General features: G+C 57.1%; 8 protein-coding genes. 4 read left to right on the forward strand and 4 right to left on the reverse strand.

All coding sequences use genetic code 11. From position 1 onward, the window contains the following. Positions 1–113: 113 nt before the first annotated feature. Both Q0N43_RS05095 and uvrA read right to left on the reverse strand, forming a co-directional pair. Positions 114–329 (reverse strand): hypothetical protein, encoded by a 216-nt coding sequence (locus Q0N43_RS05095; RefSeq protein ID WP_295443460.1) that lies wholly within the window; start codon positions 327–329, stop codon positions 114–116. A gap of 1,114 nt (positions 330–1,443) precedes the next feature. After that, entirely contained in the window at positions 1,444–4,428 is a 2,985-nt protein-coding gene (gene uvrA / locus Q0N43_RS05100; RefSeq protein ID WP_295443463.1) for an excinuclease ABC subunit UvrA, read from the reverse strand. 201 nt (positions 4,429–4,629) lie between these two features. On the opposite strand from uvrA, the gene Q0N43_RS05105 reads away from it, so the two are divergent. Further along, positions 4,630–5,448, forward strand: a complete 819-nt coding sequence (locus tag Q0N43_RS05105; protein WP_295443466.1) for an NUDIX domain-containing protein — start codon at positions 4,630–4,632, stop codon at positions 5,446–5,448. Positions 5,449–5,603: 155 nt separating this feature from the next. On the opposite strand, the gene Q0N43_RS05110 is transcribed toward Q0N43_RS05105, so the two are convergent. Continuing rightward, a complete protein-coding gene (locus Q0N43_RS05110) occupies positions 5,604–5,921 on the reverse strand; it encodes a 2Fe-2S iron-sulfur cluster-binding protein (protein ID WP_295443470.1) in 318 nt (105 codons plus the stop codon). Between the two features lie 154 nt (positions 5,922–6,075). Here Q0N43_RS05110 and trxB point away from each other — a divergent pair, with 154 nt between their 5' ends. Next, positions 6,076–7,029: a thioredoxin-disulfide reductase gene (gene trxB / locus Q0N43_RS05115; protein WP_295443473.1), complete on the forward strand. Its 954-nt coding sequence runs from the start codon at positions 6,076–6,078 to the stop codon at positions 7,027–7,029. Positions 7,030–7,035: 6 nt separating this feature from the next. Here the strand turns inward: trxB and Q0N43_RS05120 are convergent, their stop codons facing one another. Next, positions 7,036–9,108 carry a malate synthase G gene (locus tag Q0N43_RS05120; protein ID WP_295443475.1) on the reverse strand — a complete coding sequence of 691 codons (2,073 nt, stop codon included), beginning with the start codon at positions 9,106–9,108 and terminating at the stop codon, positions 7,036–7,038. 369 nt (positions 9,109–9,477) lie between these two features. Here Q0N43_RS05120 and Q0N43_RS05125 point away from each other — a divergent pair, with 369 nt between their 5' ends. After that, positions 9,478–10,695 carry an argininosuccinate synthase gene (locus Q0N43_RS05125; RefSeq protein ID WP_295443478.1) on the forward strand — a complete coding sequence of 406 codons (1,218 nt, stop codon included), beginning with the start codon at positions 9,478–9,480 and terminating at the stop codon, positions 10,693–10,695. Between the two features lie 193 nt (positions 10,696–10,888). Then, positions 10,889–12,628 carry a D-aminoacylase gene (locus Q0N43_RS05130; protein ID WP_295443480.1) on the forward strand — a complete coding sequence of 580 codons (1,740 nt, stop codon included), beginning with the start codon at positions 10,889–10,891 and terminating at the stop codon, positions 12,626–12,628. Positions 12,629–12,658: the final 30 nt, after the last annotated feature.

Genomic DNA, 12,658 nt, shown 5'->3' on the forward strand with positions numbered 1-12,658 from the left:
TCCATCGCAGACCAAGATGACCGACGCATGACAGGGGCATGATGGGACGTGTTTACACAGGCGCGCTTGGCTTGGCGAGGGGGCGTGCGCGTGGATTTACCGCCGCGTGCCGATCACCACCTGCCGCCAGCATCCTCTATGGCCTTCAGCAAAGCCTTTTTGCTTTCGGTGCGGTTTTCGCCGCTGTTGCGGGGCAGGTCGGGTTCTCGCCCATATTTGGCTTTATAGGCTTCTCGACGGCGCACGACTTCAGCCCCGAACTCTTCGAGAGTCGGGATTTTCGGTTCAGCCTTGGAGCGCTTCGATGCCATATTCGCCTGCGGTTTCATATCTGATACGATTATCCATATAGTCCAAATCGGCCTGATTATGAACGATAAACAGCCGCTGCGCCTGTTCGCGTTGATCCTTCCCCTCTCCCCTTGCGGGAGAGGTGGCCCGAAGGGTCGGAGAGGGGGCCGGGCCGCGTTGGTGGCGCTCCGTCTGGATTCTGTGCGCGGAATATCGGCACGCAAACGCGCACCGCACCCCCTCCCTAACCCTCCCCCGTCAAGGGGGAGGGGACTGCGCGTCGCCGCCAGCGATGAGAATAACGCGATAGGCGGGCATAAGGAGGGTTTGCCGGATTGGACGTGGGTTGGGAAGGGTTTTTGGTTCACGCAGAGGCGCAGAGGCGCGGAGGCCAGCCGCAGAGGCGCGGGGAGTTTCGGCGCGGCTTCCCCGTTGCAGGCCCCTCCCTCAGCCGTTCCGGCTGCCACCTCCCCATCGCAAGTCGATAGGGAGGATTTGGCTTACTTCGCCTCTACCGACCCCGGTTTCCCCGTTGGAATTCCGGTGACAACTGCGACAACCCCGAAACAGGTTTCGCTTGCAATGTAGGATTTGTTTTGAGATTCTGTGCTCCACGCCCGCAATATTTGCGGGACCGGCTCTTTGAATGTGTTGAACCCCAGCCCGGCTTTCGGACCCGGCAAACCAACGTCGCAAAGTCGAGATAAGTTTACAGAAACACCGCGTTTTGCATATATGTTTGTAAACTTAGAACCCCGATGACATCTGCGTCATCCCCGAAATAGCGGCAGCTTTTTGGTCTTCGTCATGCTGAACTTGGTTGTGCGATGCACGCCTTCGGCTCCGGCATCTTACTTTCTGCAGACGGACGGAATTAAGATCCTGGAACGTCAGTCACCGCAGGTGAAACAAGTTCAGGATGACGGTGGGTGTTTTGGTAGACGGGTCGGGCCAACCTCTTCTTCTTGTCTTCGCGTCTTTGTGCGAGATATATTAGCGCAGGGTTCCCGCTCGAACGGACTTGGCGTTGTGCGTGACCGATAGGGCACAGCCCCTCACCTAGCTTCGACTAACGAGCGAGCTCGTAAGTCTGCGCAACCCTCTCCCGCAAGGGGAGAGGGGCCCACCCTTCCCGCCTGCGGGAGGGGAAGCTCAGCTTGCCTTCGCCAACATGGGAGCGAGATAATGCCCGGTGTATGATCTCGGCTCCTTGGCGACCTGTTCCGGTGTGCCTTGGGCTACAATTTCGCCGCCCTTGACGCCGCCTTCGGGACCCAGGTCGATCACCCAATCGGCGGTTTTGATGACGTCGAGATTATGTTCGATGACCACGACGCTGTTGCCCTGTTCGACCAGACGGTGGAGCACTTCAAGGAGTTTGCGGACATCCTCGAAATGCAGGCCAGTGGTCGGCTCGTCGAGGATGTACAGCGTCTGGCCAGTGGACCGGCGGCTGAGTTCCTTGGCGAGTTTGACGCGTTGCGCTTCGCCGCCCGATAGCGTCGTTGCCTGCTGCCCGACCTTGACATAGCCCAAGCCAACCTCCCCCAGCATAGCCATTTTGTCGCGGATCGGGGGGACGGCCTTGAACACCTCCACCGCGTCCTCCACCGTCATGTCGAGCACGTCGGCGATGCTCATGCCCTTCCATTTGACCTCCAACGTTTCGCGGTTGTAGCGTTTGCCGTTACATTCCTCGCACGTCACATAGACGTCGGGCAGGAAGTGCATCTCGATTTTGATCAGGCCATCGCCGCTGCATGTTTCGCAGCGTCCGCCCTTGACGTTGAATGAAAACCGGCCCGGTTTATACCCGCGTGCGGCGCTTTCGGGCAATTGCGCGAACCAGTCGCGGATGTTGGTGAACGCGCCGGTGTAGGTTGCTGGGTTTGACCTTGGCGTGCGGCCAATGGGGGATTGGTCGATGTCGATCACCTTGTCGCAATGTTCAAGGCCAGTGACCTTGTCATGCGCGCCGGCAATGACGCGCGCGCCATTTAAGGACCGTGCCGCCGAGGCGTAGAGCGTGTCGATGGTGAAGCTCGATTTGCCGGAGCCCGATACACCGGTGATGCAGGTGAACGTGCCCAAAGGAATGCTCGCGGTGACGTTCTTTAGGTTGTTGGCGCGGGCGTTGTGGACGGTGAGCTTCTTCTTATTGCCCTTGCGCCGGGTCTTGGGCACTGCAATTTCGCGGGTGCCGTTGAGGTATGCGGCGGTCAGGCTGTCTTTAGATTTCAGGATTTGCTTCAATGTCCCTTCGGCCATGACCGTGCCGCCATGGACGCCAGCGCCGGGGCCCAAGTCCACCACCCAGTCGGCGGTGCGGATCGCGTCCTCGTCATGTTCGACCACAATGACGGTGTTGCCCAAATCGCGCAAGCGGCGCAGCGTGGCGAGCAATCGGTCATTGTCTTTCTGGTGCAAGCCGATGCTGGGTTCATCAAGCACATAGAGCACGCCCGACAGGCCGGAGCCGATTTGGCTGGCGAGGCGGATGCGCTGGCTCTCCCCGCCGGACAAGGTTCCGCTGGTCCGGTCAAGGTTGAGATAATCGAGCCCGACATTGTTGAGGAAGCCCAACCGTTCGTTGATTTCCTTGAGGATCGCCTTGGCAATCTGCTGCTGCTGATTGGTTAGTGTCTGGTCAACGCTGCCGAACCAGACCAAAGCGTCGCCGACGCTCATTTTGGTGGGCGTGGCAATATCGACGCCTGCAATCTTGACGCTAAGCGCTTCGGGCTTAAGGCGCGCGCCGTGGCAGGTCTCGCAGGGCTGCGATGTTTGGTACTTCGACAATTCCTCACGCATCCACGCGCTGTCGGTTTGCAGCAAGCGGCGGTTGAGGTTGCCAATGACGCCCTCAAACGCCTTGTTGACGGTATATTCCTTGCGCCCATCCTTGAACGTCAGCGCGACCGCCATGCCGCCCGTGCCTTGGAGGATGATAAGCTTTTGTTCCGGAGCCAAATCTTCCCAAGTGGACTCAAGGCTGAACCCATAGGCCTTCGCAAGGCTCGACAGTACTTGCATATAATAAGGGCTTGGCGGGTTCGACTTCGCCCAAGGCACAATCGCGCCCTTTTTTAAGGACAGATGTTCGTTGGGGACCACCAGTTGCGGGTCAAATTCCTGCCGCTCGCCAAGGCCGTCACAATCGGGGCACGCGCCTTGCGGGGCGTTGAAGGAGAATAGACGCGGCGCAATTTCGGCAATGGTAAAGCCGGAAACGGGGCAAGCGAATTTTTCCGAGAACACAATGCGGTTGGCGGGCAGGCCAGTGCCCTTCATCTTGGTTTTGGGACAACTGCCATCTCCTTCAACCGTAAGCCCTGAGCCTGTCGAAGGGCGGCTCTCGGCTGTGGGTCGTCCTTCGACAGGCTCAGGACAATGGTTTTGTAATTCCGCCACCGTGGTATCTGCGAGGTCCACAAACGCTAAGCCATCGGCAAGATTCAGCGCGGCTTCAAAGCTTTCGGCTAGCCTTTGCTGGATGCCGTCTTTGACGACAATGCGGTCAACGACAACTTCAATGTCATGCTTGTACTTTTTGTCGAGCGCGGGCGCTTCTTCAATCACGAAGAGTTCGCCGTCGATGCGCACACGGGTGTAACCCGAACGCTGCCATTCGTCGAGTTCCTTGCGATATTCGCCTTTGCGGCCTTGCACCACTGGCGCGAGCAGGAAGGCGCGGGTGCCTTCGGGCAAAGCCATTACGCGGTCGACCATCTGGCTGACGGTCTGTGAGGTAATCGGCAGTCCAGTCGCGGGCGAATAAGGCACGCCAACGCGCGCCCATAACAGGCGCATATAATCGTAAATCTCGGTCACGGTCGCCACCGTCGAGCGCGGGTTGCGGCTGGTCGTTTTCTGCTCAATGGAGATTGCAGGGGAAAGCCCCTCAATATGCTCGACATCCGGCTTCTGCATCATCTCCAAAAACTGGCGTGCATAAGCGGAGAGCGATTCGACGTAGCGGCGCTGCCCCTCGGCATAAATGGTGTCGAACGCGAGGCTGGACTTGCCTGAACCGGATAGGCCAGTGATAACGATGAGCTTATCGCGCGGCAGGTCGATGTCGATGCCCTTGAGATTATGCTCGCGCGCACCGCGCACCTTGATGTGGGTGAGTGACATAGTATAGCTTGTTCCAGATTTGTTCTAAAAGCGCAAGCGAGCGCGTTGTTGTAGAAGTGGGCTAAAATTCATCGAATTTCAAGCTAGGCTTTTGCCGTATCCTAGTTCCCTTCGCATTTGCGACGTGTCGGTGCATCATCAGCCGCGATGCCGTCACGACGATAGATTGATTTTCCGCTTCTAACATGTTCGAAAGCATGCTTGAGTAAACTCATGGAAACTGAACTGCGCAACCACCCGATCAGCGGCGAACCGCTTCCCGTCGCGACGCCTGCTGCCACGATGGTTATTTTTCGGCAGAACCCTGATGGCGGCGCGCCGTTATTGTTGATGGTCGAGCGAGTCAAGGCAATGGCCTTTGCCGGCGGCGCTGCGGTCTTCCCCGGTGGCAAAGTTGACCCTGCCGATTTTGATTATGCGCAGATGTTGGGTTCGCCTTTGCCGATAGATGAGGCCGCCGCCCGGCTTGCGGCGATCCGCGAAACTATTGAGGAGGCCGGGCTTGCATTGGGGCTGTCTGGCGTTTCGGATGCCGCTAATTGCGTTGCGGCGCGTGCAGCGTTGCATGATGGCGAAAGCCTGCAGGCCGTTTGCAACCGTTTTGGTTGGGAGCCTGATTTTGATCAGCTTGTTTTATGGTCACGCTGGCGGCCGCCCGCTTTTGAAAATGCCAGCCGCGTTTTTGACACGCGTTTTTATCTAGTGTATGCGGGCGACACCACGCCACGTGCGACCGTTGACCAGACCGAGAACCGGATGCTGTTTTGGGCAACGGCTGCTGAGGTTTTGGAAAAAGCAGACCAAGGCCAGGTGAAAATCATCTTCCCCACGCGGCGCAATCTGGAACGGCTGGCTATGTTCGGTGACTTTGACGCTGCCGCTGCGCATGCGGCGGAACATCCTGTGTCGACAGTGCTGACGTATATCGACAAGCGCGCGGACGGAAGCTGGCTATGCATTCCCGACGGCCATGGGTATCCAGTGATTGAGGAACCGCTCGGCAGCGCCATGCGCGGGTGATTAAGCGTCGCTGAGAGGCATTTCTGGCAAAAGCTTGTGACCTTCACCGTCACCCTGAACTTGGTTCAGGGTGCATCTATCCTCTCAGGCACCGGGCGTGATGCATGATAGACCCTGAAACAAGTTCAGGGTGACGCAGTCGGGAGTATATAAATTCAATCCTCAGCCGCGATTGTCACGATCAAGCCATCGAGCGCATCGCTGACGGGGATCTGGCATGACAGGCGCGAGGTTTCGTTGCGGTGATCGGTGCTGTCGAGCAGATCGTCTTCGTCCGCACTCATTTTTGGCAAGCGGTCGGCAAAGGCAGAGTCGATATGCACATGGCACGTCGCACAGGAGCAGCAGCCCCCGCACAAAGCAAGTAATTCGTCAAAACCATTGTCGCGGATCACTTCCATTAGCGACAGACCGTTTTCGGCTTCGACTTCGCGACCTTCGCCGTTACGTGAAATTACCGTGACTTTGGCCATGAACTGCTCCTTGTATTCTGAATGTTGACGGACTGATAGGTTGCACCTGCGGACATGTGAAGCCCTAATTTAATGGGGATAAGTCAGGTGCTGCCCTTGGCCAGCGCCGCGCCAACGCCTATGTCCGCAGCCAACAGAATCAGAAAGACAATTCATGACCGAAAATCGCCACGCCCCTGTTATCATCATTGGTTCCGGCCCTGCGGGATATACCGCCGCGGTTTACGCTGCGCGCGCAAACCTGACGCCAATGATGATCACCGGCGTTGAAGTTGGCGGGCAATTGATGACAACGACGGAAGTCGACAATTGGCCCGGCGATGATGCAGGCGTCATGGGCCCTGAATTGATGGAACGGATGCGCAAACATGCCGAACGTTTCGGCACGCGCATTGAGAATGACTATATCGAGAAGGTCGATTTTTCGAAGCGGCCCTTTGTGCTGACGGGAGGGGCGGGCGACTATACCGCCGATTCAGTTATCATCGCGACAGGCGCAAGCGCGCAATATCTTGGGCTGCCAAGCGAAACCGCGTTCATGGGTAAAGGCGTGTCGGCTTGCGCCACATGTGACGGCTTCTTTTACCGCAATAAACCAGTTGCCGTGATCGGTGGCGGAAATACCGCTGTAGAAGAGGCTTTGTATCTGGCGAATATCGCCAGCCATGTGACCTTGGTCCACCGCCGCGATAAATTAAAGGCGGAGAAAATTCTGCAAGACCGCCTTTTTGCGCGTGCGGCAGAGGGCAAGGTAACGATCAAGTGGAACCACAGGCTGGATGAAGTCTTGGGCGACGCAATGGGTGTCACTGGCATGCGGATCGCCGCGACCGATGGCGACGGCACAGAAGATATCGAACTGCATGGCGTATTCATCGCCATCGGGCACAAGCCAAATACGGACATTTTTGAAGGCCATCTCGATATGGCAGGCGGCTATATCAAAGTGCGCGGCGGGTTCGAAGGGCAAGCAACCGAAACCAGCGTCCCCGGCGTCTTTGCCTGCGGTGATGTGATGGATCATATCTACCGGCAGGCGTGCACCAGCGCAGGCACTGGATGCATGGCGGCGCTGGATGCAGAGCGCTTTATCGACGCGCTGGCTTAGGCCATGTCAGCCTTCTGCTTTCTTCTCCTGCCGGAATTTGTGCAGCAGCGGTTCAGTATAGCCATTGGGCTGCGTGACGCCTTCAAAAATCAGGGCGCGGGCGGCCTTTAACGCAAGGCTTTCTGCGTCCAGCTTTTCATAGAGTGGATCGCCCGCATTTTGTCCATCGACCTTTGCCGCCATCTTGGTCAGCGCGGCATCGACCTGCGCCTCGGTCGCAATGCCGTGCAGCAGCCAGTTGGCGATATGCTGAGATGAAATGCGCAAAGTAGCGCGGTCTTCCATCAGGCCGATGTCGTGAATGTCGGGCACCTTGGAACAGCCGACGCCTTGGTCAATCCAGCGCACGACATAGCCCAATATACCTTGAGCGTTGTTTTCCAGCTCTTGAGCCACATCCTCGTCCGACCAGTTATGACCAACGGGGGCGACGGGAATGGTCAGCAGCGGATCCAGCCCCGGTGTAGCTTCCTTGGCAAGTTCCGCTTGGCGGGCAAAGACGTCAAACTGATGATAATGCATTGCGTGCAAGGTCGCCGCGGTTGGTGAGGGCACCCATGCGGTGTTCGCGCCAGCCTTGGGATGGCCAATTTTCTGTAATATCATGTCGGCCATCATATCGGGCGCGGCCCACATACCCTTGCCGATCTGCGCCTTGCCACTAAGGCCGCAGGCAAGGCCGATTTGGACATTGCGCGCTTCATAGGCTTGAATCCACGAAGAGGCTTTCATCTCGGCTTTGCGGATCATCGGGCCAGCCTGCATGGCCGTGTGCATTTCGTCGCCGGTGCGATCCAGAAAGCCAGTGTTGATGAACACAATACGTTCGCGCACCGCATGAATGCAGGCGGCAAGGTTTGCGCTGGTGCGGCGTTCTTCGTCCATCACGCCGACCTTGATCGTGTGGCGCGGTAGACCAAGCACATCTTCGACAGCGTCAAACAGGTCATTGGTGAATGCGGCTTCTGCAGGGCCGTGCATTTTTGGTTTCACGATGTAGATTGAACCCGCGCGACTGTTGCGGTGGGTGCCAAGGCCTTTGAGGTCATGCAGCGCGCACAGCGATGTGAGCAAAGCGTCGAGTATCCCTTCGGGCGCTTCGCTACCGTCCGCGAGTAAGACCGCCGGGTTGGTCATCAAATGTCCGACATTGCGCACGAACATCAGGCTGCGGCCAGCGAGGGTGAGGCCGTCATAATCGCGGTCTGGTTCAAGCGCGCGGGTGACAGTTTTGCCACCTTTATCAAAGCTGGCGATGAGATCGCCGCGCATCAGGCCAAGCCAGTTTGTGTAGGCTGCAACCTTGTCATCGGCGTCAACAGCCGCGACCGAGTCCTCCAAATCGATGATGGTCGTCAGTGCGGATTCAAGGATGACATCGGCGATGTGTAACGCATCGGTCGCGCCCACAGGGTGCGTTGGATTGACCAAAACCTCAATATGCAGGCCATGATGTTTGAACAGGTAACGCGTGCTGTCACCAGCCAGCGCCTTAGCTAGGAAATAGGGATTTTCGCCGCCAGCTAAAGCCGCCTGCCAACCGGGAATGGCGTCATCAAGAAAATGGCGCGCATAAGCAACGACCGCATCACCTCGGTCGGTGTCATAGCCACCAGGCCGTGCGGCGGGTGCCGGCAGGACGTCAGTTCCGTATAGCGCATCATACAAGCTACCCCAGCGCGCATTGGCGGCGTTGAGGACGAAGCGGTCATTGAGGCTGGGCACCACAAGCTGAGGCCCGGCCATCGTTGCGATTTCCGCATCGACATTTTGGGTACCAATGGCAAACGGCGCGGGTTCAGTGACCAGATATCCAATTTCGCGCAAAAATGCCTGATAGGCAGGCATATCGGTGATTGGTCCTGGGTTTGCCTTGTGCCAAACGTCAATCTGTAGCTGGATCGCGTCGCGCTTGGCGAGCAATTGCCGGTTAACAGGCACAAACCGCGAAAGAATATCGGCTAGTCCTGACCACAGAGCATCCGCAGCTATGCCCGTGCCAACAAGGGCATGGCTCTCAACAAATTCGGCAAGCTGCTCGGCAATCCGAAGTTCGGCACGCGTCACATATTTAGTCATAATTGGGCTCCAGCAAAAACGGCGCCTGGGGAGATTCTTATCGTTGCGCATCCCCTAACGGGTGTTGCCCATCGACAAAAGGAAAAAACTGGACTGGTAATGAACTCGGTGACGCGTCATGAATCGGGCTGAGGCAAAAAATCCGTAAGGTCGATCAAGCACAGCCCGCCTAGCGTCGCGTTTGCATCCTTAGCTTCAACCTTAATGATGTCTCGGCATCTGTGAAGTAGCCAGTCGTTCCACTCGAACGAGGCATGCCTCAACATATTTGGTTCCTCGTTCTTGGACTTTGGCAGCTCTGGCAGTTGTCCAACCGCGCCTAAGCTGTTAGGCGCGCCGCAGATATTTTAGCTTCGGAACAATTTTGATATGACAGACAGCATCAAAAAAGTCGTTCTTGCTTATTCAGGCGGTCTCGACACCAGCGTTATCCTGAAATGGTTGCAGGTGGAATATGGTTGCGAAGTCGTGACCTTTACCGCTGATTTGGGGCAGGGCGAAGAGCTTGGACCAGCGCGCGAAAAGGCGGTGCTGATGGGCGTCCCCGACCACCATATCTACATTGACGATCTGCGGGAAGAATTCGTCCGCGACTTTGTTTTCCCGATGATGCGTGCCAATGCCCGTTACGAAGGCGACTATTTGTTGGGCACGTCGATTGCGCGTCCGTTGATTTCGAAACGGTTGATTGAGATTGCAGCGGAAACCGGCGCTGATGCCATTGCGCATGGCGCAACGGGCAAGGGCAATGATCAAGTGCGTTTCGAGCTATCGGCCTATGCGCTGAACCCCGATATCAAGGTCATTGCGCCTTGGCGCGAATGGGACCTGACCAGCCGGACGCGCCTGATTGAATGGGCCGAACAACACCAAATCCCCGTGCCAAAGGACAAGCGCGGCGAAAGTCCGTTTTCAACCGACGCCAATTTGCTGCACACCTCGTCCGAGGGCAAAGTGCTTGAGGACCCATGGGACGAAACACCCGATTATGTCTATTCGCGCACGGTCAATCCCGAAGATGCGCCAGACACGCCGGAATATATCACCATCGATTTTGAAAAAGGCGACGGCGTTGCCCTGAATGGTGAAGCCATGTCGCCTGCGACGTTGCTGGCGGCGTTGAATGAATTGGGTCGCAAGCATGGTATTGGCCGACTTGATCTGGTCGAAAACCGTTTCGTCGGCATGAAGTCGCGCGGCATGTATGAAACGCCCGGCGGCGAGATTTACGCCCGCGCCCATCGCGGCATCGAAAGCATTACGCTGGATCGCGGCGCGGCGCATTTGAAAGACGAGCTAATGCCCAAATATGCCGAACTGATTTACAACGGTTTTTGGTTCTCGCCAGAGCGCGAAATGTTGCAGGCCGCGATAGACCATAGCCAAGTGCATGTGTCTGGCACCGTTCGATTGAAACTGTACAAGGGCCTTGCGAGTGTCGTTGGCCGCAAATCGCCCAACAGCCTGTACAGCGAGAAGGTTGTGACCTTTGAAGACGATGCTGGCGCTTATGATCAGAAAGATGCAGCAGGCTTTATCAAGCTGAACGCGCTGCGCCTGCGTTTGTTGGCGGGACGCAAAGGGTAAACCCGCCGGTAAAGCGGTTCAAATCTGCTACCGCGTTTCTCCGCGTCGTATGTACCTCTGCGTGAAGCCATTTTGCACGCAGAGGCGCAGAGAACGCAGTTGGCAGACAAACAAGAAAGTTCTTTGGGCACGCAAAGGTTTAATTGCCTGATTAAAGCTGATACGCTCCGGCCGGGAAAAGAGGAGAGTCGGCATGCATGATCTGGTTATTCGGGGCGGGACTATAGTCGATGGCACGGGCGCTGCGCGCTTTGTTGCCGATGTTGCGGTTGATGGCGGCATTGTAACGGCCATCGGCAAAATCAGTGCGACTGGCCGCGAAGAAATCGACGCAAGTGGCAAGGTCGTTGCACCCGGATTTGTAGACATTCACACCCATTATGACGGCCAAGCGACGTGGGACAGCGAGATGGCGCCATCCAGCTGGCATGGCGTAACTACGGTGGTCATGGGCAATTGCGGCGTTGGATTTGCCCCTGCAAAGAAAGACAAGCATGACTGGCTCATCGGCCTGATGGAGGGCGTGGAGGATATTCCAGGCACTGCGTTGGCCGAGGGCATGGCGTGGGATTGGGAGACCTTCCCCGAATATATGGATGCGCTTGAACGCCGTCCCCGCACCATCGACGTCGCAACGCATGTGCCCCACGGGGCGGTGCGCGCTTATGTGCTTGGTGATCGTGAAATGCCCGGGGCCGTGCCAACTGACGCCGACATCGCAGAAATGTCCCGCATTGTCGAAGAAGGCATGAGAGCAGGGGCGCTTGGCTTTTCAACATCGCGAACCGTGCTGCACAAATCCGTGGACGGCGAACTCGTTCCTGGAACCACGGCCACAAAGGAAGAGCTGATCGCTATCGGTCGCGCCATGGGCCGCGTCGGATATGGAGTGTTTGAAATGGCGAGCGATATGAAACGCGATTGGGATGAATTTGGCTGGATGGGCGCGTTGAGCCGCGAAACCGGTTTGCCCGTCACCTTTGCTGCTTTGCAATCCATCGCCAAGGAAATGCCGTTGGAGGAACAGATTTCCTCAATGATGGCCGAAAATGACAATGGCGCAAACATCGTCGCGCAGATCGCCTTGCGCGGCAATGGCATCATAATGGCATGGCAGGGAACGGTGCATCCTTTCCGTTTCAAGCCAGCATGGGCAGAGATTGAAGCGCTGCCATGGGCGCAGCAGCTTGCGCGCTTGAAAGACCCTGCGTTTAAGGCGCGAATGATTTCCGAAGACTCGGTGTTCCCCGAAAGCGATATCATCGATTTGCTGCGCATCGTTGCCGGTGGCTGGCCTGTACATTTTGAGATGGGGCCTGAATTCAACTATGAGCCACGGCAGGATGAAAGCGTCCTGGCGCGAGCCATTGCGGCTGGCGTCAGCCCTGCCGAATATGCCTATGACCTGTTGATGCAGGACGACGGCACCGGGTTCATCTATTTCCCAATCCTCAATTATCGCGACGGCAATTTGAACTTCCTTGAGGAGCTGCAAACCCGCGATGACTGTGTGAACAGCCTGTCAGATGGCGGCGCGCATTGCGGCACGATTTGCGATGCAGCCAGCCCGACCTTCATGCTGCAACATTGGGTCCGCGACCGCGCAGGGCAACGCATCACGCTGGAGAATGCGATTAAGCGGCAGTGCCATGACACTGCGCGGCTATATGGACTAAATGATCGCGGCATATTGAAGCCGGGTTATCTGGCGGATATCAACGTCATTGATCTAGTTCGGTTGAAGCTTAGTAAACCATGGCTGGCGTTCGACTTGCCCGCCGGTGGCAGGCGCCTGCTGCAAAAGGCAGATGGCTATGTCGCGACTGTGAAAGCCGGTGTCGTCACCTTCCGTGAAGGTAATATGACTGGCGCGTTGCCCGGAATCGTTGTGCGTGGGCCGCAGAGTATCGAAATGGCTGAAGCGGCGGAGTAAGGGAGGGCTTCTAGCGCGGAAGCCACTCCA

Origin of the sequence: Sphingorhabdus sp. EL138 (genome assembly GCF_945882965.1) — a bacterium.
Lineage (GTDB): Bacteria > Pseudomonadota > Alphaproteobacteria > Sphingomonadales > Sphingomonadaceae > Sphingorhabdus_B.